The organism is Kocuria carniphila (assembly GCF_004136555.1).
In the GTDB taxonomy this organism is placed as follows: domain Bacteria; phylum Actinomycetota; class Actinomycetes; order Actinomycetales; family Micrococcaceae; genus Kocuria; species Kocuria carniphila.
The window spans coordinates 19,918-46,719 of the sequence record NZ_NOIT01000014.1 but is presented as its reverse complement, the minus strand read 5'-3'; the positions used below and the strand labels follow the sequence as shown (position 1 = coordinate 46,719).

Genomic DNA, 26,802 nt, shown 5'->3' with positions numbered 1-26,802 from the left:
CGTGAAAGCGAGCACATGACCGAGCAGTCGCACGAACGCCCCGAAACCACCCAGAGCGCAGTACCCGTCCGCGGTGCCGCCAACCGGAGGGGTCCCTTGCGCGTGGGCGAACGCGTGCAGCTGACCGATGACAGCGGCCGCATCACCACCATCACGCTGGCCGAGGGCGGCGAGTACCACACCCACCGTGGCGTGCTGGCCCACCAGGAACTGATCGGCGCCCCGGAAGGCACCGTGGTGACCAACTCGGGCGGCATCCAGTTCCAGGCACTGCGCCCGCTGCTCAAGGACTTCGTGCTGTCCATGCCCCGCGGTGCGGCCGTGGTGTATCCCAAGGATGCCGGTCAGATCGTGACCATGGCCGACATCTTCCCCGGAGCCCGCGTGGTCGAGGCCGGCGTGGGTTCCGGTGCACTCTCCATCTCGCTGCTGCGTGCGGTGGGTGATGAAGGCACGGTGCACTCCTTCGAACGACGCGAAGAGTTCGCGGACATCGCTCGCGGCAATATCGAGACCATGTTCGGCGGCCCGCACCCGGCGTGGCAGTTGACGTTGGGCGATCTCGCGGAAGAACTGACCCGGGTCGAAGAAGCCGGTTCCGTGGACCGCGTGGTGCTCGACATGCTGGCCCCGTGGGAATGCCTGGACGCCGTGGCCCACGTACTGGCCCCGGGCGGCGTCGTCATCTGCTATGTCGCGACCGTGACCCAGCTGTCGCGCGTGGCGGAGGCGATGCGCGCGGACGGCCGCTACACCGAACCCGAAGCCTCCGAGACCATGGTGCGCGGCTGGCACGTGGAGGGACTGGCGGTCCGCCCCGACCACCGCATGGTCGCGCACACCGGATTCCTGATCCAGTCCCGCAAGCTCGCCGAAGGTGCCGTGCGCCTGGCACCCAAGCGTCGTGCGTCCAAGAGCGATTACACGGAAGAGGATCTGCAGGCGTGGACGCCCGTGGCCCTGGGCGAGCGGATCGTCTCCGACCGCAAGCTGCGCCGCGCCGGCCGCGACGCCACCAACCTGGCCGAACAGGCCGCCAAGGCCACGGCCCAGATCGATCCCGACTCGCGACGGGAGAACACCCCGCAGAGCACGGAGGACACCAGTCATGAGTGATTCCACCCCCGAGAACCGCGCCACCGACAATTCGCAGCGGCAGATCAACATGCTGCGCGACCAGAAGCGCAACCTGGACAAGCAACTCGCGAGCGTGGGTTCGCAGAACCAGAAACTCGTGCGCCTGCTGGACGCCTCCCGGCAGGAGATCGTCAAGCTCAAGCAGACGCTCGCCGCTGAGGCTGTTCCGCCCATGAGTTTCGGTGTGGTGCAGCAAGTTAATCCCGGCCACCAACCCGTGGGTACGGCCACGGGAGACGGCCCGGTGATCACCGTGGCCAGCCTGGACGTGCTGGTGTCCGGGCGAAAAATGCGCGTGGCCGTGAGCCCGCTCGTGTCGTTGAGCTCTTGCGAACCAGGGATCGGGGTGCTCCTCAACGAGAACTACGTGGTCGCAGCGGTCCTCGACTACGACCGCGTGGGCGAAGTGGCCACCATCAAGGAAATCATCGACCACGACCGCGTACTGACCGTGGGCCGCTCCGATGAGGAACGCGTCATGCTGCTCTCCGGGGCCCTGCGCCGTAATCGCCCCAAACCCGGTGACGCCGTGACCGTGGACCACCGCACCGGCTTCGCCCTGGAGCACGTGGAACGCACGGACGTGGAACAGCTGGTCCTGGAGGAGGTACCGGAGGTCAGCTACGCGGACATCGGTGGCCTGGGCGCCCAGATCGAAGCCATCCGCGACGCCGTGGAACTGCCCTACGTGCACCCGGACATGTACCGCGAACACGGACTGCGCCCGCCCAAGGGCATCCTGCTCTACGGGCCTCCCGGCAACGGCAAGACGCTGATCGCCAAGGCCGTCGCGCGCTCGCTGGCCGAACGCAGCGCCGCCAAGGCCGGACGCGAACGCGCCCTCGGTTACTTCTTGAACATCAAGGGCCCCGAGCTGCTCGACAAGTACGTGGGTGAGACCGAGCGCCAGATCCGCTCGATCTTCGCCAACGCCCGCGAACAAGCCGCCCGCGGCGTGCCCGTGGTCGTGTTCTTCGACGAAATGGACTCGCTGTTCCGCGTGCGCGGTTCGGGCCTGTCCTCGGACGTGGAAACCACCATCGTGCCGCAGCTGCTCACCGAGATCGACGGCGTCGAGAAACTCGACAACGTGATCGTGATCGGCGCGACCAACCGCGAGGACATGATCGACCCCGCCGTGCTGCGCCCCGGCCGCCTGGACGTCAAGATCCGCATCGACCGCCCGGATCGCGACGGCGCTCGCGAAATCTTCAAGCTCTACATCACCCCGGACTTGCCGTTGCGCGAGGCCGACGTCGCCGCGGCGGGTTCCCGGGAGGCCGCCGCCGATCAGCTGATCGACGCCGCGATCGCGCACCTGTACGACCGCACCCCCGCCACGGAATTCCTGACCATCAGCTACCGCGACGGCGGCCAGGAAACCCTGTATTTCGCCGACTACGCCTCGGGCGCGGTGATCCGCAACGTGGTGGACCGCGCCAAGAAGCAGGCCATCAAGACCCTGCTCACCACGGGCGAACGCGGGCTGACCCGCGAACACCTGGTGGATGCCGTGGACGAAGAATTCTACGAACAGCAGGACCTGCCCAACACCGCGGACCCCGAGGACTGGGCGCGCCTGACCGGTCGCCGGGCCAACACGATCCAGGACGTCCGGATGGCGATGCACCGCGGTACCGGATCACTCCCCGAAAGAGAGCGGTCATGAGCGTTCGCAGGGTCATGGGCAGTGAGACCGAATTCGGGGTGTTGGCCGTGGGGGAGCCCCACGCGAATGCCACCGTGCTCTCCACCCGGGTGGTGACCAGTTATGCGCTGCGGGTAGCGCGGGAACTGTCCCGGGAATCTTCTGGAAGGAACGGTTCGGACGGGCAAACGAGCGTGGGCACCGGCTGGGACTACGGTTCCGAGGCCCCACTGTCCGATGCTCGCGGGTACACGATGAGCCGAGAACAGGCCCACCCCTCGCAGTTGACCGATCAGGCCCCGGTGCTCACCGCCGAAGAAATCGCGGCGGAAGCCATCACCGAGTCCGCGATGTACACGGAGGACATGGACTGGCGAAAGGTCATCATGAACACCGTGATCCCCAACGGGGCGCGCGTGTACGTGGACCACTCGCACCCGGAATATTCCTCCCCGGAGGTCACCACCCCGCTGGACGCCCTGACCTGGGATGCCGCGGGGGACGTGGTGGCCGCGCGCGCCGTTGCGGAACTGGCGCGGGGCGCGGAGAAGACCGGGACTCCGGCCGTGAACCTGTACAAGAACAACACGGATAACAAATCAGTGTCTTACGGTGCCCACGAGAACTACATGTTGGACCGCGCGGTGCCGTTCGATCGGATCACCTCAGCACTGCTGCCGTTCTTCGCTACCCGCCAGATCATGTGCGGTGCCGGCCGCGTGGGCCTGGGAGTGGACGGTTCCGAACCGGGCTTCCAACTGAGCCAGCGCGCGGACTTCTTCGAGCGCACCGTGGGCCTGGAAACCACCATCCACCGCCCCATCGTCAACACGCGCGACGAACCGCACGCGGACGACACCAAATACCGCCGGCTGCACGTGATCATCGGTGACGCCAACCTGTCCCACACCGCCACGGTGTTGAAGTTCGGCACCACCTCGCTCGTACTCAACCTGATCGAACATGACCGGGTGCCGGCCCTGGACCTTGCCGATCCCGTGGCCGCCCTGCAGACGGTCAGCCACGACCCGTCCGTGACCGCGACCGTGCCCTTGCGCGACGGACGCGAGCTGAGCGCCGTCGACATCCAGCGCGAGTATTACCGCGCCGCGCTGGAGCTGGAACGCGAACTGGCGCCGGACGGGCTGGACCAGGACACCCGACAGGTACTGGACCTCTGGGACGAAGTCCTGACCGACCTGGCGGACGACCCCTCCCGCTTGGCCGACCGACTCGACTGGGCTGCCAAGTACGCCCTGCTCAACGCGTACCGGCAGCGAGATGGCATGGCGTGGAACGACCCCCGACTGATCGCGATCGACCTGCAGTACGCGGACATTCGCCCCGAAAAGGGGCTCTACCACCGGTTGGCCTCGGCCGGGCGGATCCGCACGCTGGTCGACTCCGAAACCATCGAACGCGCTGCGGACCAGCCCCCCGAGGACACCCGTGCGTGGTTCCGCGGCACCGCCGTGCGCCGCTACCCGTCCGCGATGGTGAGCGTGGGCTGGGACAGCGTGAACGTGGAATTCCCCGGGATCCGAAGGGGCGCGCGCATCGGCATGCCGGAACCGCTGGATCTCAACCGCGAGACAACGCGGGAATGGTTCGACGCCCCGGACGTTGAACAGTGGGTACACCGGGTAGCGGAACAGCGCCCCGGCACGGTCACCGGAACCGGCCTGAACTGAGTACCCGAGACTTGAACCACTGAGAGGTCAGGAGAGACACATGGCACAGGAACGCATTTTCGGCCAGGGCTCGCGTCGCGAGGAAGAAACCGACCTGCCCGACAACGGCACCCCGGCGCCGTCGCAGGGCGCGGGTCAGGCCCAGCGCGACACCCAGGGCACCGATGACCTGCTCGCCGAGATCGACGGCGTACTTGAAACCAACGCTGAGGCCTTCGTGAAGGGCTTCGTCCAGAAGGGCGGCCAGTAACCTCGTGGACCGCAGAATCTACGGCATCGAAACCGAGTTCGGCATTACCCACAGCGTGTCCCAGGGACACAGCCTGGGTGCCGACGAGACGGCGCGGCGCCTGTTCGCGCCCGTGCTCGCGTGGGGGAGAGCATCCAACGTGTTCCTCCCCAACGGCGGCCGGCTCTACCTCGACGTGGGTTCGCACCCCGAATACGCCAGCGCGGAGACCGCCTCACTCGAGGATGTCGTGGCGCAGGACGTAGCCGGTGAGCTGATCGTGGACGATCTGCGACAGCAGCTCCAACAAGAACTGGACCAGGTCGGAACCGGCGGCACGGTGCACTTGTTCAAGAACAACGTGGACTCCGCCGGGAACTCCTACGGCTCCCACGAGAACTACATGATCTCCCGCCGCACCGAATACGCGCGCCTGGTGCAGGTGCTGATCCCGTTCCTGGTCACCCGCCAGATCCTGGTCGGCGCCGGTCGGGTGCACCCCAACGGTCCCGCAGAATTCGGCGGCCTCACCCTGGGCGACGGCAGCCACGGCCCCAGCTATTCCTTCTCGCAGCGCGCGGACCACATTTGGGAAGGTTCCTCCTCGGCCACCACGCGCTCGCGGCCCATGATCAACACGCGCGACGAGCCCCACGCTGATGCCGAGCACTTCCGCCGGTTGCACGTCATCAACGGCGACTCATCCATGTCCCAGACCACCACGGCGCTGAAGATGGGCACCACGGATCTCATGCTGAGGATGATCGAGGCGGGCAAGATCCTGCCGGACCGCATGCTCGCGGATCCCGCGGCCGCGCTGCGCATCATTTCCCACGACCTTACCGGCCGGGCGCTGGTGGAGCTGGCCTCGGGCGAAAAGATGTCCGCCGTGGACCTGCAGCACGAGTACCTTCAGGCCGTCACACACTTCGTGGATCGCCACGGTGCGCACCACGACCGCGTGGACTGGGTACTGGAACTGTGGGAACGCGGTCTGCGCGCGGTCGCCGAGCAGCGCTTCGACCTGGTGGACACCGAGCTCGACTGGGCCATCAAGAAGAAGCTACTGGACTCCTACGCCGCCGCCCACGGCATGGATTACGCCAACCCGCGGTTGCTGCAGTTGGATTTCGCCTACCACGACACCTCACCCACGCACGGGCTGTTCCGCATGCTCAGTCGGCGGGGCGCGGTGGCGTCCTTCATTTCCGACGACGCCGCTCGTGCCGCCGTCACGCAGCCTCCGGCCACGCGGGCGAGCCTGCGCGGCAAGTTCATCCAGGCCGTCCTGGACGCGGGGGAGAACTACACGGTGGACTGGGTGCACCTCAAACTCAACGGTTCCCAGAACCAGCGCACCGTGATGTGCAAGGACCCGTTCGCCACGTCCCAACCGGACGCGGACGAGCTCATTGCCGAGGTCCAGGCCATGTCCGGCCGCTGAAAGTTCACGGGGAACCCCCACGGGCGTGGCACGAGAAGTATCAGCTGATGCTCAACCGTGTCCCATACATTGGTGGGCGACTTCCCTCAGTGCCCATTCGTGTTGAAAGGTGAATCCTCCTTTGCGAAAGATTGTTCCGGCCGCGGGCACCGCCCTGGCCTTGTCCCTGATGTTGACCGCGTGCGGCGGAGCCGAAATGGATTCGGTGGAATTGGCCAAGGACCCGTCCGAGGGCACCGCGCCGTCGGTCTCGTTCGAAACTCCACTCCAGGTGAGCGAGGCGGAGACCAAGGTGCTGCGCGAAGGCGACGGCGAAGACCTCAACGAGGGCGACAACATCCTCCTGCAGGCCGCGCTGTTCAAGGGTTCCGATGGTTCATCGCTGGGCGATACGTACAGCCAGGGTGCCGGTCAGGTACTCAAGCTGGACGACCAGCTCAAGGAAGCCATCCCGGAGATGCACGACGCCCTGATCGACGCCCAGGAAGGCGCGATCATCGCCTACAGCTCCCCGGACACCAGCGGCGCGGCGGGGGACGAATCCACGTCGGTCGAGGTGTACCAGGTGGCCAAGAAGATTCTGGCCCCTCTCAACGAGGACATGAAGGACACTTCGGACAAGATGCCCAACGTCACTCAGGACGATCAGGGCAAACCCACCATTGAGAAGCCTTCGGGTAAGGAACCCAAGGACCTCCAGACCGAAGTCCTCATCGAGGGTGATGGTGAAGAAGTCTCGGACACGGACACCGTGGTCGCCAATTACGTGGGCGTGCGCTGGGAAGACGGGGAGGTCTTCGATTCCTCCTACGACAAGAACGCTCCCGCATCCTTCCCGCTCGACAACGTGATCGAGGGGTGGAAGGAAGGCCTTAAGGGTCAGAAGGTGGGCTCGCGCGTGCTGCTCGCCGTGCCGACCGATCAGGCCTACGGCACCGAGAAGCAGCTCGGCAAGGACTCGCAGTACCCGTCCGGTTCGCTCGTGTTCGTGGTGGACATCCTCGGTGCCGTCCCCACTCCCGAACCCGCACCCAGTGAGTCCGCAGCTCCGTCGGAGAGTGCTGCGCCTCAGCCCTCGGAGGAAGCCGGCGGATCCGAGGCGCCCAAGCCAGCGCCGTCCGAGTCGGAGAAGTAAACTAGTCGATCGGACAGGTCCCCCAGTGGGGACGGTTTCTACGAAAGGCCATGACCGTGTCATTTGGACAGCGCAACCTGGATCGTTCCAAGCCGGAGATCGATTTCCCGCAGGATCCGGTTCCCACCGAACTGCGTATCACTGACGTGATCCCGGGCACCGGCCGCGAGGCCAAGGCCGGCGACAGCATTTCCTGCCACTACGTGGGCGTGACCTACTCGGGTGGCGAAGAATTCGACGCCTCCTGGAACCGCAACCAGCCCCTGGACTTCACCGTGGGCATCGGCCAGGTCATCCAGGGTTGGGACCAGGGTCTGCTGGGCATGAAGGTGGGCGGTCGCCGTCGTCTGGAGATCCCTTCAGAGATGGCCTACGGCAAGCGCGGCGCTCCTGGCGCCATCGGCCCTGACGAAGCACTCATCTTCGTGGTCGATCTGCTCGACGTCCGCTAAATGCCCCCATCTTCAGGTTCGGTATCGGGCCGCTCCACCGCAGCGTCGGCGGAGCGGCTCCTCAACCTGCTCATTGCGCTGCTGGATCGCGAGAGCGGTTACACGCGTGATCAGCTGCGGGAGATCGTTCCCGGGTACCACAAGGCCGGCAGCCACGACGCGTTCGAGCGGATGTTCGAGCGCGACAAATCGCATTTGAGGTCCCTCGGCTATCCGGTCGAGGAAATCCCCGACGACGATCCGTGGGCCTCCGACGCCCAGCTGGCTCCGCGTTATCGCGTGTCCCGCGGCTCGTACCAATTGCCCCAGGTCCAGTTCAGTGCGGAGGAATCGGCCGTCCTCGCGGTTGCCGCGGACGCCTGGAACGACGCCGCTCAGGATCGTTTGGCGCGCCGCGCCCTCGACAAGCTGGAACCTGCGCTGTCTCATGAGGCAGCACCCGGCCGTGACGTCCAGCCCACCGTGGCCGTGGCGGACCCAGCGTTCGAACCGTTGCTGTCCGCGGTGCTGAGCCACCGCACGGTGCGCTTCGACTACGTGGATCGCACGGGTACCTACAGCCGTCGCACGGTTCAACCCTGGGGCGTGGGTTCGCGCTTCGGTGCGTGGTACCTGGCCGGCTGGGACGAGGACCGGCAGGCCGAGCGCACCTTCCGGCTGTCCAGGATCATTTCCGAGGTGGCTGTCACCCGGGACAGTTTCCAACCTCCCGAAGATTTCTCCATGGGTGGGCAGCTCGCGCGCATGGTGTACCCGCCCACGCGCGTGCGGGTAACCGTCTACGTTCGTCAGGGTGCAGCGCAGTTGTTGCGTCAGATCGCCGCGCCGATCGCGGACGAGGATCCGCATCTGCCCGAAGGCTTCGACGCCGTGCTGCTGGCCGTCCCGGACACCGAGGGCGCCGCCGAGCACGTGTGTGCAGCGGGTCCCGATGCTCGGGTTGCCACGGCAGCCGGGGCCGACCTGGGAACTCAGCGTGCCGTGGCCAAGGCGGTCGAACGGCGTCTGTCCGAGGCTCGGAAATTCCAGGAACGCGTGGGTGGCGTGGCTGTTGCCTGGGGCAAGCAGCGCCGCAGCGGCGCCGCGAAGGCCAGTACGGAACAACATCTCGCCCGGCTCTTGCACATCGTGCGCCACGTGTACTCCCACCAGGGGGCTCAGCTGGAAGAAACGGCTCGGCACTTTGGAATCACCGATCAGGAGTTGATCGCGGATCTACAGACGCTGTTCGTGTGCGGGCGACCGGGTCACATGCCCGATCAGCTCATCGATGCGTCCTGGGACGACGGCCACATCTACCTGGGTAATGCCCAAGAACTCTCGGAACCCGTGCGGCTGACCGTACCCGAGGCCAGCGCCTTGCTGATGGGGCTGCAAACGCTCCAGGCGCTACCGGGCGGCAACAGCGACGTCGTGCGCTCGACCATGCGCAAGGTGGCGACCGCCGCGGACGCGTTGCCACTCGCGGATGCCCTGGCCGCACCGGATCAACCCGCCGAACCGGTCCCCGAGGACACCGAACTGGTCAGCCGGGTGCGCGAGGCGATTGCGAACAATCGGCGGATCAAGATCCGCTACGTGGTGGCCTCACGGGACGAGGTCACCGAACGTCTCGTGGACCCGGTGCGCATAGTGTCCTCGGACGGACACCAGTACGTGCGCGGTTGGTGCCTCAACGCCAAGGGGCCCAGGACGTTCCGAGCGGACTGCATCCTCAGTTGCGAAGACATTGGAGAGGCCCAGGCGCATCCGCGCATGGACTCCGAAATGCGCACGAGTTTGTACCCGGAGAAACGCCGACCCGTTCAGGCGGTGCTCGTGACCGACCGGCGTGGCCGTTGGATCGTGGAGCACTACCACGCCAAGCGTGCCGCCACGGTGGAACTACCCGCCAGCGACGAACCACCGATCACCGTGACTGCCGGACCGGGGAGCTCCAAGGGCCCCAAACAGCTGCCCGAGTACGTGGCCGCCGAGGTGGATTTCCCCACGGTCGAGGCACTGTGTTCGCTCGTGACCAGGCACGCGGGTCACGTGGCGGTGGCGTCACCGCCCGAGGTGGTCCACTCAGTTGAACAGTGGATAAATAACAGTCTCTTCACGGACACAACGCACCAGTAGAGGATTCGCGCGGCCCTATACTGGGGTCCATGCTGTGGTGGATGTGGATTGTGCTGTGGACCGTCCTGGTCCTCGTCAGTCTCGCGTTCATCGTGGGCGCGGTGTGGGGATTGGTCACCAAGAAGGCCTTACCCGCATTACGTGAGGTCGAGGCCTTCGCCGATGACTTCACGGTGCGGTGGAACGCCGCGGCCCAGGGAGCGACACAACCACTGCGCACACCCGCTGAACCTGCCGTGTTCACCCCGGTGAATTCGGCCCGCGCCGCCTATTCAAGCGGTCGCGATCAACGACATACAGCCCGGCTCATCCGCCGCATGAACCGCAAGGACGCCAAGGGCCAGCCCCAACGGCTGTCCGATCTCCGCCGGGCTGAACGGAAAGGAATCCACCATGGGCCGCTTGTTTGACAGCCCCCTCACCATCATCCTCATCCTCGTGGTGATCCTGCTGCTGTTCGGTGCCCCCAAGCTTCCGGGCATGGCCCGCAGCCTGGGCCAGTCCATGCGGATCTTCAAGTCCGAGGTCAAGGAAATGAAGAAGGACGGCGATGACGACAACGTCACCGTGAACGGCCAGCCGGTATCCGACGGCCAGACCATTTCGCAGCCGCAGAATCCCACACAGACCAACACCGTGAACAACGGCCCGGTCGCTCCCGGTCAATCAACGGGCCAGGCCGCCGCGCAGCCGAACAACCAGGTTGATCCCAACCAGCGCCCCAGCGCGTAGGTCACGGGGCACCACTCACTACACAGCGATCGGGCCGGACCTCATGGTTCGGCCCGACGAGCACCCCGGTGCAGCCCCTCTCAACACATAGGTTCGTATGTCTGCCACTGATTCCAAGTCTCTGCGGGATCCTTCGCGCCGTAAGGAGCGTCGGAACCGCAAGAAGAACACCTCGCGCAGGAACAACCCTCAGGCCCAGATGGCCCTGAAGGAGCACCTGCGTGAAATGCGCAACCGATTGATCAAGTCCGCCATCGCGGCCGTGATCGGCGCGGTGGCGGGGTTCATGGTCTACAACCCGTTCATGCAGTACATCACCGAACCGCTGCAGCGTCTGGCGGACTCGGGTCGAACCGCCACCATCAACTACTCGTCGGTGGGCGGTTCCTTCAACATCATGGTCGAGGTGGCCTTGGTGCTGGGTGTCATCTTCGCTTCGCCCGTGTGGCTGTACCAGCTGTGGGCGTTCATCACTCCGGCTCTGCACAAGCACGAGCGCCGCTACGCCATGGGATTCCTGGTGGCGGCCATTCCGCTGTTCATCGGCGGCTGCGTCTTGGCCATCACGGCTTTGCCCGCCGCAGTGTACGCGTTGACCGCGTTCACCCCGGAGGGCGGCGCGAACTTCGTGGAGGCCAATCAGTACCTGCGCTTCTTCCTGCAGTTGATCCTGACCTTCGGTGTTTCTTGCGTGATACCGGTGTTCCTGGTGGGACTCAACATGCTGGGGCTCCTTTCCGGTCGCACGATCCTGAAGTCCTGGCGCGTGGTGGTCGTGATCGTGCTGGTCATCTCGGCCATGGCTGCTCCCGGGCCGGACCCGGTGACCATGCTGTACCTGGCCATTCCGCTGTTGGTGCTGTTCTTCGTCGCCGTGGGACTGTGTCTCGTCCTGGACCGCCGCCGCGCCAAGAAGGCTGCCAAGCGTGAAGCAGCAACCGGAGTCACCGCGGACAGCGCGACCTCCGCGGAGGACCTCCGCAAGATGGGCTAGCAGCGGAACCACACCGCACTGATTTAATCGGTGTCCGCGCTACGCCGTAGGCTGGTGCCATGTCTTCTCACGCCGATCGTTTCATGGCCGCCAAGGCCCGTGCGGCCCACGCGAACACCGAACTCGCGGCGTTTGAACAGCTGCTGGATTTCGAACTCGATCCTTTCCAGATCGAGGGCTGCAGGGCACTCGAACAAGGGCACGGCGTTCTGGTCGCCGCCCCCACGGGTGCCGGTAAAACGGTCGTGGGGGAGTTCGCGATCCACCTGGCACTCTCCCAGGGTCGCAAGGCCTTCTACACGACCCCCATCAAGGCGCTGAGCAACCAGAAGTTCCACGAGTTCTCCCGCCGTTGGGGGAGCCATCGTGTGGGTCTGCTGACCGGTGACACCTCGGTCAATTCGGAGGCGGACATCGTGGTCATGACCACCGAGGTCTTGCGCAACATGCTCTACGCCGATTCGTCCACGCTGACCAATCTGGGGTTCGTGGTCATGGACGAGGTGCACTACCTCGCGGATCGTTTTCGTGGGGCGGTCTGGGAAGAAGTCATCATCCATTTGCCGGAACACGTGCAGCTCGCGTCCCTGTCCGCCACGGTGTCCAATGCCGAGGAATTCGGTGCGTGGCTTCATCAGGTTCGTGGCCACACGGACGTGGTGGTCTCCGAGCACCGTCCGGTCCCGTTGTGGCAGCACGTTCAGGTGGGCCCGCAGCTGCTGGACCTGTTCGTCGATGACACCGTTGAGGAAGCCGCCGAACGGCAGGCCGAACCGGGCGCGGATGAACCAGCGGTCAATCCCGAGCTGCTCCGCCTGTTCCGCGCCCAGCACCCACGCGGTGGGCGCGGGGGCGGGCGCGGTCCCAACCACCGCGGCCGACGCCGCCGCGGGCCACACCATTCCGAGCCTCGCGTGGCGCGCCAGGAGCGGATTTCCCGTCCGCAGTTACTTCGGCGCCTTGACGCCGAGGCCCTGCTGCCGGCGATTACCTTCATCTTCTCCCGTGCGGGTTGCGACGCAGCCGTGGCCCAGTGCGTGGCCGCGGATCTGTGGCTGACCACCCCGGAAGAACAGAAAACCATTCGCGCCTACGTGGCCGAGGCGACCTCGCACATGACCACCGCGGATCTCGCCGCGTTGAACTACCACGACTGGTACGACGGCCTGGTGCGCGGCATTTCCGCCCACCACGCGGGCATGCTCCCCGTCTTCAAGGAAGTAGTGGAGCAGCTCTTCGCCCAGGGGCTCGTGAAAGCCGTGTTCGCCACCGAAACCCTTGCACTGGGTATCAACATGCCCGCCCGATCCGTCGTGCTCGAACGGCTCGACAAGTTCAACGGTGAATCCAGGGTTGATATCACCCCCGGTGAGTACACGCAGCTCACGGGTCGTGCCGGCCGACGCGGGATCGACGTCGAAGGCCACGCCGTGGTGCTGTGGCGCGACGGGATGAATCCGCAGACCGTGGCCAGTCTGGCCTCCAAACGGACGTACCCGCTGAACTCCAGCTTCAGCCCCACGTACAACATGTCCACGAACCTGATCGCCCGCTACGGTGCCAAGCGGTCACGGTCCATTCTCGAGACCTCATTCGCCCAGTTCCAAGCGGACCGTTCCGTGGTGGGGATCGCCAAACGGGTGCGGTCGCAGGAGAAGACCCTCGAAGCATATCGAGAGGCCATGGCCTGCCACCTGGGCGACTTCACCGAGTACGCGCGTCTGCGCAGAGAGCTCAACGGACTCGAGAAGTCCGCGACCAAGTCCCGCTCCGCCCGGCAACGCAACGACGCCGCGGTGTCGCTCCAGGATCTGCTTCCCGGCGATGTCATCGACATCCCCCAGGGGCGTAACGCGGGTTACGCGGTGGTCGTGAAGGCCGATGAACATCCCTTCGATCCGCGGCCTCACATCCTCACCCTGGACGGCAAACTGCGCCGCGTGGGCGTGAACGACTTGGATGGCTCACTCGAACCGGAGTCGAAGGTCAAGATCCCCAAACGCTATTCGGGGCGTTCCCCGCAGGAACGCAAAGACCTGGCATCCACCGTGCGTGCGGCCCTGCGCGAACACCGGCCCGCACGTGAACGCAGTGGTGGGCACACCATCCGTTTCGATCGGGGCACGTCCGCGAGGGATCGCAAGATCGAGGACCTGCGCCGCGCCCTTCGGTCGCACCCGTGCCACGGCTGTTCCGACCGCGAGCACCACGCACGGTGGGCCGAGCGTGCCTGGAAACTCGAGAAGGAAACCGAGGGTCTGCGCAAGCAGATCGCCGGCCGTACGGGCAGCATCGCCGCAACGTTCGACAGGGTCTGCGCCGTGCTCACGCACTTCGACTACCTGCGCGCGGACGAGTCAGGGAATCTCAAACCCACTCCCGCGGGCCAACAACTGCGTCGGATCTACGGCGAACGAGATCTCCTACTGGCCCTAACCCTGCGTGACGGTTTCCTGGACGGCCTGGACGTGGCCGGCCTGGCGGGCGTCGTGACCGCGTTGGTATATCAACCCCGCCGAGAAGACCAGGGCTCCCGCCCTAAGATGCCCACGGCCCACATGGAGGCCGCAGTGCAGACATTGATCCACAACTGGTCGGTGCTGACCGATGTGGAGTCCCAGCACCGGCTGCCGCAAACGGCTCAACCTGAGCTGGGCCTGGTGGACGCCATGTACCGCTGGGCCCGAGGCGCCAGCCTGACCAAGACCCTGTCGGGTACGGATCTGGCGGCCGGGGATTTCGTCCGCTGGGCCAAGCAGACCATTGATCTGCTGGACCAATTGGTAGGGGTCGAGCACCTGGACCCGGCCATCCGCGATACCGCCCTCGACGCCATCAAGGCTGTGCGCCGCGGCGTGGTGGAGTACAGCGTCTTTGAACAGTGACCAGCAGCATGACTTACCGGAGGACAGAGTGAGCCCACAGACCAAAACCACCGTGATGTATGTGAACGCCTCGGTGTATTCGCCGGTGGATCCGTTCGCCACGGCCATCCTGGTGGACGGGCCAACGGTCGCGTGGCTGGGTTCCGACAGCGCAGCTCACACCATGGCGGGCGAACAGTCCACGGTGGTGGACGTGCACGGCGCGGTGATCACTCCGTCCTTCGTGGCGCACCAGCGTGTCACCCACGGCACACAGATCGTCTCGGCAGCTCAGGGCTACGGTGCCGTTGAATTGCTTTCCGACAACGCCCGGACCTTGAACGACGCCGCGACCCGTGCCTCGGACGCGGGTCTCGTGCCGTTACCCATCCTGATCCATCCCGTGACGGGGGCTTCGGCCATCGCCTCCGCCGATGCACCGCGGCCGTGCCTCGGTATCGAGATCGACCCCGCCCAGGACCCCGCCGCTCTGCTGGAGGACGTAACCGCCCACTTGGTGGCGTGCTCCGAGGCCCGCTACCAGGCCGTGATCGTGTGCGAGGCCCGCCCCGAGGCCACCGTGGAGGGAGCGCCGTCGGCCGTTATCGACGTGATTCTCGAGGCCGCGCAGCAGGCCACCGACACGGTGGGGGAGCGTGCGTTCAGGTCGCGCGGGCACCGGCTCGTGGGCGTGGGCGAACTCAGCGAGGAACAAAGTGAATCGCTCGCCCGCCACGCTCTGTCCGTGACGTCGCGTCCCGGCGCCGCACCGCTGACGGCGCTGGCGCGCGCGGGTGTGCCCGTGACTCTCACGACCGACGCGGAGAACCCGTGGCAGGCCGTCAAGGACGCCCTTGAGGCGAAGGAACCGAGTCATCGGACCTCGGCTCGTGCGGCGTTCCTGGCCCTGACCCGTGGCGTGTGGCGGGCCCAGCGTGACGCTCAGCCGCTGGCCGGCCAACTCGCCCCCGGAGCAGAGGCGAGCCTGACGATGTGGGATGCTGAGTCGCTCATGGTGCAGCAGGCGCAGGGCACCGGAGCATCCTGGAGCACGGATCCCCGCGCCCGCACGCCAGCCCTTCCCGCCCTCGACGACCCGCGGCTGCCCGTGTGCGAACGCACTGTGGTGGGCGGAAACGTGATCTTCGAGTGATTGACAATCGGCCATCTTGGTGCTGACCAGAATTGCCGGTTAGACTGAATTCTTACTGCCGGGTGGGTTCATCCGTCCTTAGAAAACAGTGCTGCGGAGCAATTCGCGCCTGGTCCGAAGGCGGGTGGGCCTGCCCTGTGGTGTGTTCGGGGCGTTTTTCCCCGTCCCCAGTGGCTTGAAAGGACGCCCGGTGCGAGTTCTCACGATCATCCCCACCTATAACGAACGCGAATCGCTGCCCACGGTGGTGAGCCGGTTGCGGGCGGCCGTTCCCGATGCGCACGTGCTGATCACGGACGATAACAGCCCGGACGGCACCGGCCGCATGGCCGACGAGATGTCCGCCGCGGATGATCACATCCACGTGCTCCACCGCGCCAAGAAGGAGGGTCTCGGCCCGGCCTACATTGCCGGTTTCCGCTGGGGCCTCGACAACGGCTACGACGTGCTGGTCGAGATGGACGCGGATTGCTCCCACCAGCCCGAGCAGCTGCCCTTGCTCCTGGACGCCATTGAGAACGGCGCGGATCTGGCCATCGGCTCCCGCTATGTACCGGGTGGCCGCACGGAGAACTGGCCCCTGGACCGCCAGCTGATCTCCCGCGGTGGCAATCTTTATTCGCGTGTTCTGCTGGGCACCGCCGTTCACGACATCACCGGCGGGTACCGCGCCTTCAAGCGCGGCACTCTCGAGGCCATTGATCTGGCCTCCGTGCGCTCGCGCGGTTACTGCTTCCAGATCGACCTCGCATGGCGTACCGAACGCCTGGGCCTGAAGATCACGGAAGTTCCCATCACCTTCGTGGAACGCGAAGAGGGCGTGTCGAAGATGAGCAAGGATGTCACCGTGGAGGCCGCGACCAACGTGGCGAAGTGGGGGCTGACCGCACGCGCTCAGACTCTGGCCGGAAAGCTGGGCCTGCGCAAGTAGACCTTCCGGGGCGAACCCCGACCACTACTTAAACACCGACGCCGCGTACCAGACTTGGTACGCGGCGTCGGCGTTCGTCCGTGGTCACTCACCGGCCGCGCGACCGCGGGCGCGCGGCCGGGAATGGCGGGACTCAGAGCGCGTGGCGCTCCTTGTAGAAGTCGAGGCGCTGCTGCAGGATCTCTTCGAGCTCTTCCGAGCTGCGACGCTCCATGAGCATGTCCCAGTGGGTACGCACGTGCTTCTCATTGGGGTTCTCGGGCTTCTCACCGTTGACCAGGATGGCCTCGTGACCGGTCTTGGTGGTCCACACCGGGGGAATCTCCGCCTCCGCCGCAAACATCACGCTCACCGACTCACCACCTTTGGTGCGGTACTCCACGCGTTGGCGCGGTGCCGGCTCAACACCGGTCTCGGTTTCCATCGACTGGGAACCCAAGCGCATTCCACGCAGGCTGCGATCGCTCACTGGACGGTCCTTCCTGAAGTCCTACTGGTACAAAGGGCGATATCCCGGGGCCTGAACTGGATATTCGAGACGCAGAGATCCGCATCAACCGGGTACAACCACGAACTAGCGCGATTCATTCCCGGCGCTGGTGGAACCGTGGTCCCCGGCAGCCGGATCGGCAAAGGGAGGCTCCGGCATCTCGAAATCATTGGGGTCGGTGAGCGTCAAATCCGGCTCGAGATCCTTCTCGGTGACCTTGACGGTCTCCGATTCCACGATCGGTTCCGAGTAACCGGTGGTCGCGGGCTCTTCTTCCGGATCATCCCAGGACGAGTCGTGGGGGCCTTCGCCTCCGCCACCCGGAGTCGCGAGGAAATTGCCGACTCCGCGCAGTGCGGTGCTGAGCTCAGCGGGGATCATCCACACCTTGTTGGCGGAACCCTCTGCCACCTTGGGTAGGGTCTGGATGTACTGGTAGGCCAGCAGCTTCTGGGTGGGCTTGGCGCGGTGAATCGAATCGAAGACCTTGGCAATGGCTTGGGCCTCACCGTCGGCACGCAGGATTGCAGCCTTGGCGTCACCTTCCGCGGAGAGCACGGCGGCCTGCCGTTCACCCTCGGCGGTCAGAATCTGGGACTGCTTCTCACCCTCAGCCGTGAGGATGGTTGCACGACGGTCTCGCTCGGCGCGCATCTGCTTCTCCATGGAGTCCTGAATAGACGGCGGGGGCGTGATCTCCTTGATGTCCACGCGGGAAATGCGAATGCCCCAGCGTCCGGTGGTGGAGTCCAGGACACCGCGCAATTCGGCGTTGATCTTGTCGCGCGAGGTCAGCGTCTCTTCAAGATTCAAACCACCCACCACGTTACGCAGGGTCGCACTCGTGAGCTCATCCACGGCCTGGATGTAGTTGGTGATTTCGTAGGTCGCGGCGCGGGGGTCGGTGACCTGGAAATAGACCACGGTGTCGATGCCAACCACCAGGTTGTCCTCGGTGATCACGGACTGGGCCGGGAACGGCACCACTTGCTCACGCAGGTCGATGAGGGGGAGAAGTCGATCCACGAAGGGGATCAGAAAGTGCAGGCCGGGGTTCAGGGTGGATTGGTACTTGCCAAGTCGTTCCACGATGCCGGCGCGCGACTGCGGAATGATGCGAACGGCCTTGATCAAGGCGATTGCCGCTGCCAGCACCACCACTACGAGCAGTACTGTGATGACGATTTCCATGGGGTCCTCTCACATGGGTGGAGTGCGGGCCGGACGGCCCTACTGATGTTCTAGTACCCGGGTTGGGAAGCGGGGGAGTCGGAGAAGTCGGTGGTTGCCGGGGCGGTACCGGACACCACGGCCGTGGCACCGTCGATCCGGTAGACATAGGCCTTGGTCCCGACCTCGAGCGTGCCGTGTTCGGCAGATCGCGCGGTCCAGATATCGCCTTCGAGACGGACCAGGCCGGTGTTCTCACTGACGGGTTCCAGCACGGTGCAGGACAGTCCCACCAGTCGTTCGGCGTTGGAACGCGTGCTCGGAGTGGACCTGTTGATCCGATTGAGGGCCACCGGCCGCAAGAGGAAAATGAGAAGTACAGCGACTACCGCAAATGTGACCACTTGTAAGGGGATGCTATGGGTGAAGAAACTCACCACCCCGGCGCACAGCGCGGCCACGGACATCATAAGGAACAAGAAATCCAGGGTGAGCATCTCGATTCCGGCCAAGATCAACATGATGATCAGCCAAATGATCCAGGGGTTATTGACCAGTGCGTCCCACACGTGAGGCTCCAGACATGATTGAAGTGTCGGAAGTGGCCGCCTCCGCAGGATGCGCAGCCCGCCACCTGTCGGCTCCCTTCCCATTGTGCCCTACCCCACGCCTCGAGGCCGGAATGGCCCATTCCTAGGCGGGCCCCACGCTCGGTACTAGCGGGTCACTAATGGATAAACCTTGGCCGGGGAAGTGTCCCACGGTCATTTCACCCGAGAGAGAAAATCTATTGTCAGGCAACTGAACATCAGTAAGCTGGGCGGCAAGCTAGATCACAATGCCATCGTGCAGAGTGATGGCTCGCAGGGCACAAACCGTGCTTTGACGAACGCAATAAACTTGAAGGAGTTCTTGCGATGACCACTTTCGATGTGAATGCGATTCTCTCCAGCACTGCCTACGATGCTGACGGCGACAAGGTCGGCAAGGTGGAGCAGGTTTTCCTCGACGACAACTCGGGTGAGCCCACGTTCCTGACCGTGAACACCGGTCTCTTCGGAGCGAAGGAGAGCTTCGTTCCGGTGAAGGACGCTCGCCAGGACGGCGACCGCGTTGTGCTGCCTTACCAGAAGGATGTCATCAAGGATGCTCCGAAGGTCGATGCAGACCAGCACCTTTCCCCTCAGGAAGAGGAAGAGCTCTACCGCTACTACGAGCTGAACTACGACAACGGTCGTGGCGCAGATCGTGATCGCGACCTCACCGACCGTGACCGCGACTTGAACGATCGCGACCGTAACGCTGCTGCCGGTACCGCTGGCACCGCCGGTGTTGCAGGTGCAGCCGCAGGCCGCGATGGCGACCGTGATCGCGACCTCACCGACCGTGACCGCGGCCTGGTGGACCAGGACCGCCGCGACGTCGCTGACCGCGACCGCGACCTGACTGACCGCGACGACGCATCCGTGGTTCGCCACGAGGAGCAGCTCAAGGTTGGCACCCAGGAGCGCGAGACCGGCCGTGCACGTCTGCGCAAGTACGTGGTCACCGATCACGAGACCGTTGACGTTCCCGTCGAGCGCGAAGAGGTCTCCGTCGAGCGCACCCCGATCCGCGATGGCCAGGCCCGCACCGGCACCATCGGTGAGGAAGAGGTCGAGGTTTCCCTCCACGAAGAGCGCCCCGTGGTCGAGAAGGAAGCCGTGGCTGTCGAGGAGGTCGGCCTGAACAAGGAGACCGTCCGCGACACCCAGCGCGTCGAAGCCGATGTTCGCAAGGAACAGGTCGATGTCGAGACCGGCAATGATCGCAACCTGACCGATCGTGACCGCGACCTTGATGGCCGTGACCGCGATCTGGACGGCCGTGACGGCCTGGGCGGCAACGCTCCCCGTCGCTGAAACTGATCCGCAACGCTGAGGCGTTGAATCGGTAATCGCTGCACCCCGCGCCTTTGGGCCCGGGGTGCAGCTGATTTCGGGCCGCTTCCCGGCCCGTCAACTGTGTCCGCTCCCGGTCGGAGCGGTAGCATCATCTGCGTCCCCGTTGCACCGAAAGGTCCGCGGGTCCCGCGCGTCCCCGGTATGGACGCGCGTCACACGAACATTCAAGGAGTAACTCATGTCTGATGCCGCTCAATTACAGCTGACCGTGGACAGCGCCCCGCGCACCGAGATCCAAGGAACCACGGCGGCTGATCTGTACGCGGATCAGCGTGAGGTGGTGGTGGCCCACATCAACGGTGAGCTCAAGGATCTGAGCACCGAGCTCTCCGACGGTGATGTCGTGGAGCGCGTGCTCGTGAGTGACCCCGAAGGCCTGGAGGTGCTGCGTCACTCCACGGCCCACGTCATGGCCCAGGCCGTGCAGCAGTTGCGCCCGGACGCCAAGTTGGGCATCGGCCCGTACATCACGGACGGTTTCTACTTCGATTTCGACGTCGACGAGCCGTTCACGCCGGAGGATCTGAAGAAGATCGAGAAGTCCATGCTCAAGATCGTGAACAAGTCGCAGCTGTTCCAGCGGCGCGCGGTCGACGAGGACGAGGCCCGCCAGGAGATGGCGGACGAGCCCTACAAGCTCGAACTCATCGACCTGGCCAACGGCCCGGGTTCAGGTTCCATGGAAGAATCCGCGGAAGGCGCTTCCGTTGAAGTGGGCGCCGGGGAGATCACCATTTACGACAACGTGGACCGACAGAGTCACGAGATCGTGTGGCGGGACCTGTGCCGCGGTCCCCATGTACCCAACACCAAGCTGATCGGCAACGGGTTTGCCCTGATGCGTTCGGCGGCTGCCTACTGGCGCGGTAACGAGAAGAACAAGCAGTTGCAGCGCATCTACGGAACGGCTTGGCCCTCGAAGGACGAGCTCAAGGCCTACAAGGAGCGTTTGGCTGAGGCCGAACGTCGCGATCACCGCAAGCTGGGTTCCGAACTGGACCTGTTCTCCTTCCCGGACGAGCTGGGTTCCGGTCTGCCGGTGTTCCACCCCAAGGGCGGCATCATCCGCAAGGAGATGGAGGACTACTCGCGCCAGCGCCACACCGAGGCCGGCTACGAGTTCGTCTACTCCCCGCACATCACCAAGGGCCACCTGTACGAGGTCTCCGGCCACCTGGACTGGTACCGGGACGGCATGTTCCCTCCCATGCACGTGGACGAGGAGCGCAACCCGGAAACGGGTGAGCTCACCAAGCCGGGCCAGGACTACTACCTCAAGCCCATGAACTGCCCCATGCACAACTTGATTTACCGCTCACGCGGCCGCTCATACCGTGAGCTGCCCCTGCGGTTGTTCGAGTTCGGCGCGGTGTACCGCTACGAGAAGTCCGGCGTGATCCACGGTCTGACCCGCGTGCGCGGCATGACCCAGGATGACGCACACATTTACTGCACTCGCGAGCAGATGAAGGATGAGCTGACGGCCACCCTGAACTTCGTGCTGTCCCTGCTCAAGGACTACGGCCTGGACGACTTCTACTTGGAACTCTCCACCAAGGACCCCGAGAAGTTCGTGGGCTCGGACGAGATCTGGGACGAGGCCACCCGCACGCTGCAGGAGGTGGCCGAGGATTCCGGTCTGCAGCTGGTCCCTGATCCCGGGGGAGCAGCCTTCTACGGCCCCAAGATTTCCGTGCAGGCCAAGGACGCGATCGGGCGTACGTGGCAGATGTCCACCATCCAGTTGGACTTCAACCTGCCCGAGCGCTTCGACCTCGAATACCAGGCCGCGGACGGCACGCGTCAGCGTCCCGTGATGATCCACCGCGCCCTGTTCGGTTCCGTGGAACGCTTCATGGGCGTACTGACCGAGCACTACGCCGGAGCGTTCCCGGCATGGCTGGCCCCGGTTCAGGTGCGCGCCATTCCGGTGGCCGAGGCGTTCAACGACTACCTGGACGAATTCGCGGCCAAGCTGCGGGTCCAGGGCATTCGGGTGGAGGTGGATACGTCTTCGGACCGCTTCCCCAAGAAGATTCGCACGGCCTCCAAGGACAAGATCCCGTTCGTGGTCATCGCCGGCGGCGACGACGCCGACGCCGGTGCCGTCTCCTTCCGCTACCGCGACGGATCGCAGTACAACGCGGTGCCCGTGGACGATGCCGTGGAGATGATCGTGCGGCACGTGCGCGACCGCGTGAACGAGGACCCTTCGGCGCCGTCGAACGTGGAGGTCACGGAAATCGTTGCGGAGCAGTCGTGACGGACGACAACGCGGAGACCAAGAACGAGAATCAACACTGGGTGGCTCAGGACGAGTTCGAGCTGCCCGGTGTACCGGATAGTTTCCAACGATTGTGGACACCCCACCGGCTCGCGTACGTGCGCGGTGAGGACCCCTCGATCAAGGAAACTCCGGGTTGCCCGTTCTGCACCGGTCCGGACCGTACGGACGATGACGCATTGATCGTGCACCGCGGTGAGCACTGTTTCGTGGTGCTCAACCTGTTCCCGTACAATCCCGGTCACTTGCTCGTGTGTCCGTATCGTCACGTCGCGGACATCACCGAACTCACGGACGACGAGTTGTGGGAGCTGAACGTGTTGACCCGCACGGCGGTCGCCACCATTCGTGAGGTGGCTCAGCCGGCCGCGTTCAACGTGGGACTGAATCTGGGTTCGGCCGCGGGCGGCTCATTGTCCGCGCACCTGCACCAGCACGTGGTGCCGCGCTGGGACGGGGACGCCAATTTCATGCCGGTGATTGCCCAGACCAAGCCCCTGATTCAGACCCTGGGTGCCAACCGCGACGACATCGCCGCTGCCTGGCCCCGTTCCTGAACCTCCCCGCGCGCGAGCGTCGCTTTCGAGTGGCCGCGTGCGGCGGTACACCTGTCACTAGGATGGAATCCATGTCTCGACCACTCGTACGTCTACTCGGCCAGGGAGTTCGCTGGGCCTCGAGCCTGCGTGGGGGCGGGTCCGCCTTCCCCGGCCTGGTCATGGAAAAGCTGCACCCGGCCTTCGTCGCGGAAGAACTCGCCAAGCTGCCCCACGGCGTGGTGGTCATCAGCGGCACCAACGGCAAAACGACAACCACCAAAATGGCCGTGCAGTTGCTGCGTTCGCAGGGGCTGCGCGTGTTCACGAACCGCACGGGATCGAATTTCGTCCGGGGCGTCGCGGCGTCGTTGTTGGCCGAGATGAATGCGTTCGGCCGCCTCGACGCGGACGTCGCGGTGCTGGAACTCGATGAGGCGCACGCCGTGCACTTCGTCAAGCAGGTCAAGCCCCGCTACGCGCTACTACTCAACGTGATGCGCGATCAGCTCGACCGTTTCGGTGAGATCGACACGACCCGCCGCATGCTCAGCCAGGTCGCCAAGGCGACCACCGGTACCGTGGTCCTCAACCGCGAGGACCCGCGCATCGCCAGTCTCGCGGACGACGTCGCCGCTGACGCCACCGTTGAATGGTTCGGCCTGTCGGACGCGCTGCGGCCCATGTTCCCCTCCGACGACGACATGCGTGACGTGCTGCGCCAGACCGAGAATGTCGAGCTGGATTCAGCGCAACCATCCGTGGCCCGACCGGCCGCTGACGTGGTGCTCAACGCCGTCAAAGCCAACAGTGTGGATCTGGACGTGCACGGCCAGGAGCACACGGCCACGATCGATCTCTACGGTGTGTACAACCAGTACAACGCCGCGGCGGCCCTCGCCTTGGCCTTGCAAGTGCTCGGCGACAGTGCGGACGTGGCGTCGCTGGTGGACGAACTGTCCCGTGTAACACCTGCCTTCGGTCGAGGCGAAACCGTGACGGTGGAGGGCAAGCCCCTCCAGTTGTTGCTCGTGAAGAACCCCGCCGGATTCCGGTTGTCGCTGGCGTCGGCCTCGGCCGACGACTACGCGACCATGATCGCGATCAACGACGCCTACGCGGACGGTCGGGACGTGTCGTGGTTGTGGGACGTCGATTTCGACAGTCTGCGTGCCGGAGGCGTGGACATTGTCTCGGGTGTGCGTGCGTGGGACATGGCGCTACGGCTGGACTACGACCTGGTGGAGGTCGGATCCGTGGACACGGACCTCGAGTCCGCACTGAAGCAATTCATTGCAGGGGCGGGGGACCGGCCCATGCGCATCTTCTGCACCTACACCGCCATGCTGTCGCTGCGGAAGATCCTGGGCGGCATGACCCACGTGGACACGATCTGAGGAGCCGATCATGAATCAGGAAAAAGTGGGTTCCCTGGACATCGTCCAGCTGTATCCGCGGGACATGAACATCTACGGGGACTGGGGCAACACGCTGACCCTCAAACGCAGGGCCGAGCGCTACGGCTACGAGGTACGGGTGCACGACTACAACCCGGGTGACCCGTGGCCCGACTACGCAGACCTCTTCGTGGGTGGCGGTGGTCAGGACTCGGGCCAGTTCCGAGTGGCCGAGGATCTCGCTCGCGTGGCTCCCAAACTGCACGAGGCGGCGTCGGCGGGTACGCCCATGTTGGTCATCTGCGGGCTCTACCAGTTGTTCGGCCGGGAGTTCCGAACCGGCGGGGGAGAGACCCTGAGGGGCATTGAGATGTTCGATCTGGAAACGGTCGGTGGACCGGAGCGTTTGATCGGCAATATCGTGACGGAGTCCCCGGAATTCGGCACGATCATCGGCTACGAGAACCACTCCGGACTGACCACGCTGGGACCGGACCAGGCAGCGATGGCAACCGTGGTCAGCGGGGCCGGTAACAACGGGGAGGACGGTACCGAGGGCGCGCGCACGCACAACGTGCTGGGCAGTTACCTGCACGGATCGTTGCTGCCCAAGAACCCTGCCGTGGCCGATTTCCTGTTGCGGACCGCGGTGGAAACGCGCGGGGACCGCTTCCCGGAGGCGTCTCTGGACGACACGTATGCGGAACACGCGCGCGGCGTCGCCCAGACGAGACCCCGTTAGCGACGCGGGGCAGCCTTCGAGGCGCCCTGACGAATCGCTAAAATAATTGACAAATCGTAGACCCGGCGCTGTGAGGCCGGGCGCACAGACTTTCTAGGAGGAACTCGATGTCAGGTCACTCCAAATGGGCCACGACCAAGCACAAGAAGGCCGCGATCGACGCCAAGCGCGCCAAAGCTTTCGCCAAGTACATCAAGGGCATTGAGGTTGCCGCCCGCATGGGTGGCGCGGACACCGCCGGTAACCCGGCACTGGACCTGGCCGTGTCCAAGGCCAAGAAGAACTCCGTGCCCAATGACAACATCGATCGCGCGATCAAGCGTGGCGCCGGCCTGACCGGCGAAACCATCGATTACTCGGAGATCCTCTACGAAGCCCGCGGCCCCCAGGGCACCGCGCTGTACATCGAATGTCTGACGGACAACAAGAACCGCGCGGCCTCCGAGGTGCGTGTGGCCGTGACCCGCCACGGCGGCACCATGGCGGACTCCGGTTCCGTGGCCTACCTCTTCGAGCGCAAGGGCGTGGCCGAGGTGACCAAGACCGACGGTCTGACCGAGGATGACGTCCTGATGGCCGTACTCGATGCCGGCGCGGACGAGGTCATCGAGGAGTCCGAGGTCTTCGAGGTCGTCAGTGAGGCCACCGACCTTCCCGAGATCCGTAAGGCGTTGGAGGAGTCCGGACTGGACTACAACAACGACGATCCCCAGTTCCGCCCCACCATGAAGGTGGACCTGGATGCCGAAGGCGCCAAGAAGTTCCTCAAGCTTGCGGACGCCGTCGAAGAACTCGACGACGTGCAGAACGTCTACTCGAACGCGAACATCCCCGAATCCGTGCTGGCGGAACTCGAGGACGAGGACTGAGCACTCCGTGGCACACAGTTCTGACGGCGGACCGGCCCCGGGACAGCGCATTCTTGCGGTGGACCCGGGGCTGACCCGTTGTGGCTTCGCGGTCGTGGACATGGCTGCCAATCGCACCGGAACGTTCGTGCACGTGGAGGTCAACGGCACCAAGGCACACGAGGCCCTCGAACACCGTGTGCTGGCCATCATGGACGCGGCCGAGACACTCATGGACCGGTTCTCACCGGACGTCGTGGCGGTAGAGCGCGTGTTCGCCCAGAACAATGCGCCCACTGTGGTGGGAACCGCCCAAGCGACCGGCGTGGTCATTGCGGCGGCCGCACGGCGGCAGATCCCGGTCGCGTGGCACACCCCGTCCGAGGTCAAGGCCGCGGTCACGGGAGACGGTGGCGCGGACAAGGAGTCCGTCAACCGCATGGTGGTCCGGATCCTGCGGCTGGACGCACCACCGCGCCCCGCCGACGCCGCCGACGCCCTCGCCTTGGCCGTGTGCCACGGCTGGCGCGGCGGCATGTCGGGCATGAACGCGGCGGCCAAGACCTCTACACACTCTGGTTCTCAGCCCTCATCCGTGCGAGCCTCCGGGCTCACTCCCGCGCAGCAGGCGTGGAAACAAGCCGAAGCGGCCTCTCGTCAACCGAAGGCTCCCAGGACCGTCCGACTGCCGCGCCGTTGAACCTGGCGGTTCCAGGGTTGGCGCAGAGCGTTCGAGCGATGACACGGCCCGTTCGGCCAGTGACACCGCCCGGTCGACCGCTGCGCGCCGTCCATGGGAGGGTGCGCGCTGTGCATGTCCGGGGGAGTTGTTAGAGTGATGCCGTGTTGCAGTTCGTATAC

General features: G+C 65.0%; 24 protein-coding genes. 21 read left to right on the top strand and 3 right to left on the bottom strand.

Annotated elements, in window-relative coordinates:
• The first annotated feature begins 15 nt into the window (after positions 1-15).
• The 14 genes from EWV37_RS11260 to EWV37_RS11195 all read left to right on the top strand — a co-directional run bounded on the left by EWV37_RS11260 (position 16) and on the right by EWV37_RS11195 (position 16,531).
• Positions 16-1,116 (top strand): tRNA (adenine-N1)-methyltransferase, encoded by a 1,101-nt coding sequence (locus tag EWV37_RS11260; protein ID WP_095798067.1) that lies wholly within the window; start codon positions 16-18, stop codon positions 1,114-1,116.
• Positions 1,109-2,806: a proteasome ATPase gene (arc, locus tag EWV37_RS11255; protein ID WP_129701646.1), complete on the top strand. Its 1,698-nt coding sequence runs from the start codon at positions 1,109-1,111 to the stop codon at positions 2,804-2,806. The genes EWV37_RS11260 and arc overlap by 8 nt, the downstream gene beginning before the upstream one ends.
• Positions 2,803-4,476 (top strand): depupylase/deamidase Dop, encoded by a 1,674-nt coding sequence (dop, locus tag EWV37_RS11250; protein ID WP_165189405.1) that lies wholly within the window; start codon positions 2,803-2,805, stop codon positions 4,474-4,476. Before arc ends, dop begins: the two co-directional genes overlap by 4 nt.
• A 40-nt stretch (positions 4,477-4,516) precedes the next feature.
• Positions 4,517-4,726: a ubiquitin-like protein Pup gene (locus EWV37_RS11245; protein ID WP_016996385.1), complete on the top strand. Its 210-nt coding sequence runs from the start codon at positions 4,517-4,519 to the stop codon at positions 4,724-4,726.
• A 4-nt stretch (positions 4,727-4,730) separates the two neighbouring features.
• Complete coding sequence (pafA, locus tag EWV37_RS11240) at positions 4,731-6,149, top strand: Pup--protein ligase (RefSeq protein ID WP_129701644.1); 1,419 nt, start codon at positions 4,731-4,733, stop codon at positions 6,147-6,149.
• A gap of 121 nt (positions 6,150-6,270) precedes the next feature.
• Complete coding sequence (locus EWV37_RS11235) at positions 6,271-7,284, top strand: FKBP-type peptidyl-prolyl cis-trans isomerase (RefSeq protein ID WP_129701642.1); 1,014 nt, start codon at positions 6,271-6,273, stop codon at positions 7,282-7,284.
• Between the two features lie 56 nt (positions 7,285-7,340).
• A complete protein-coding gene (locus EWV37_RS11230; protein WP_095798116.1) occupies positions 7,341-7,736 on the top strand; it encodes an FKBP-type peptidyl-prolyl cis-trans isomerase in 396 nt (131 codons plus the stop codon).
• Positions 7,737-9,857, top strand: a complete 2,121-nt coding sequence (locus EWV37_RS11225; protein WP_095798062.1) for a WYL domain-containing transcriptional regulator — start codon at positions 7,737-7,739, stop codon at positions 9,855-9,857.
• Between the two features lie 29 nt (positions 9,858-9,886).
• Positions 9,887-10,267 carry a hypothetical protein gene (locus EWV37_RS11220; protein ID WP_095798061.1) on the top strand — a complete coding sequence of 127 codons (381 nt, stop codon included), beginning with the start codon at positions 9,887-9,889 and terminating at the stop codon, positions 10,265-10,267.
• Positions 10,251-10,589, top strand: coding sequence for a Sec-independent protein translocase subunit TatA (gene tatA / locus EWV37_RS11215; RefSeq protein WP_095798060.1), 339 nt, complete (start codon positions 10,251-10,253; stop codon positions 10,587-10,589). The genes EWV37_RS11220 and tatA overlap by 17 nt, the downstream gene beginning before the upstream one ends.
• Positions 10,590-10,788: 199 nt before the next feature.
• Complete coding sequence (gene tatC, locus EWV37_RS11210) at positions 10,789-11,583, top strand: twin-arginine translocase subunit TatC (protein WP_380098541.1); 795 nt, start codon at positions 10,789-10,791, stop codon at positions 11,581-11,583.
• A gap of 59 nt (positions 11,584-11,642) precedes the next feature.
• Positions 11,643-14,468, top strand: coding sequence for a DEAD/DEAH box helicase (locus EWV37_RS11205; protein ID WP_129701638.1), 2,826 nt, complete (start codon positions 11,643-11,645; stop codon positions 14,466-14,468).
• Positions 14,469-14,496: 28 nt separating this feature from the next.
• On the top strand, positions 14,497-15,600 hold the full coding sequence (locus EWV37_RS11200) for an amidohydrolase family protein (protein WP_238663224.1): 1,104 nt from the start codon (positions 14,497-14,499) through the stop codon (positions 15,598-15,600).
• Between the two features lie 190 nt (positions 15,601-15,790).
• The gene (locus tag EWV37_RS11195) at positions 15,791-16,531 is read left to right on the top strand and encodes a polyprenol monophosphomannose synthase (protein WP_129701636.1); all 741 of its coding nucleotides are present in this window, start codon (positions 15,791-15,793) and stop codon (positions 16,529-16,531) included.
• A 133-nt stretch (positions 16,532-16,664) separates the two neighbouring features.
• Here the strand turns inward: EWV37_RS11195 and EWV37_RS11190 are convergent, their stop codons facing one another.
• The 3 genes from EWV37_RS11190 to EWV37_RS11180 all read right to left on the bottom strand — a co-directional run bounded on the left by EWV37_RS11190 (position 16,665) and on the right by EWV37_RS11180 (position 18,760).
• Positions 16,665-17,000, bottom strand: a complete 336-nt coding sequence (locus EWV37_RS11190; RefSeq protein ID WP_129701634.1) for an RNA polymerase-binding protein RbpA — start codon at positions 16,998-17,000, stop codon at positions 16,665-16,667.
• Positions 17,001-17,105: 105 nt separating this feature from the next.
• Positions 17,106-18,212: an SPFH domain-containing protein gene (locus EWV37_RS11185; protein ID WP_129701632.1), complete on the bottom strand. Its 1,107-nt coding sequence runs from the start codon at positions 18,210-18,212 to the stop codon at positions 17,106-17,108.
• A 50-nt stretch (positions 18,213-18,262) separates the two neighbouring features.
• Positions 18,263-18,760, bottom strand: coding sequence for an NfeD family protein (locus EWV37_RS11180; protein WP_095798054.1), 498 nt, complete (start codon positions 18,758-18,760; stop codon positions 18,263-18,265).
• A gap of 348 nt (positions 18,761-19,108) precedes the next feature.
• Here EWV37_RS11180 and EWV37_RS11175 point away from each other — a divergent pair, with 348 nt between their 5' ends.
• From EWV37_RS11175 to ruvC, 7 genes are all read left to right on the top strand, one after another.
• Positions 19,109-20,092 (top strand): DUF2382 domain-containing protein, encoded by a 984-nt coding sequence (locus EWV37_RS11175; protein WP_095798053.1) that lies wholly within the window; start codon positions 19,109-19,111, stop codon positions 20,090-20,092.
• A 220-nt stretch (positions 20,093-20,312) separates the two neighbouring features.
• A complete protein-coding gene (gene thrS, locus EWV37_RS11170; RefSeq protein ID WP_095798052.1) occupies positions 20,313-22,397 on the top strand; it encodes a threonine--tRNA ligase in 2,085 nt (694 codons plus the stop codon).
• The gene (locus tag EWV37_RS11165) at positions 22,394-22,975 is read left to right on the top strand and encodes an HIT family protein (protein WP_238663223.1); all 582 of its coding nucleotides are present in this window, start codon (positions 22,394-22,396) and stop codon (positions 22,973-22,975) included. Before thrS ends, EWV37_RS11165 begins: the two co-directional genes overlap by 4 nt.
• Positions 22,976-23,037: 62 nt before the next feature.
• Positions 23,038-24,351 carry a Mur ligase family protein gene (locus EWV37_RS11160; protein ID WP_095798051.1) on the top strand — a complete coding sequence of 438 codons (1,314 nt, stop codon included), beginning with the start codon at positions 23,038-23,040 and terminating at the stop codon, positions 24,349-24,351.
• A 10-nt stretch (positions 24,352-24,361) separates the two neighbouring features.
• Positions 24,362-25,093 carry a type 1 glutamine amidotransferase gene (locus EWV37_RS11155; RefSeq protein WP_095798050.1) on the top strand — a complete coding sequence of 244 codons (732 nt, stop codon included), beginning with the start codon at positions 24,362-24,364 and terminating at the stop codon, positions 25,091-25,093.
• Positions 25,094-25,200: 107 nt separating this feature from the next.
• Entirely contained in the window at positions 25,201-25,962 is a 762-nt protein-coding gene (locus EWV37_RS11150; protein ID WP_095798049.1) for a YebC/PmpR family DNA-binding transcriptional regulator, read from the top strand.
• Positions 25,963-25,969: 7 nt separating this feature from the next.
• Positions 25,970-26,641 carry a crossover junction endodeoxyribonuclease RuvC gene (gene ruvC, locus EWV37_RS11145; protein WP_129701630.1) on the top strand — a complete coding sequence of 224 codons (672 nt, stop codon included), beginning with the start codon at positions 25,970-25,972 and terminating at the stop codon, positions 26,639-26,641.
• The last annotated feature ends 161 nt before the right edge of the window (positions 26,642-26,802 follow it).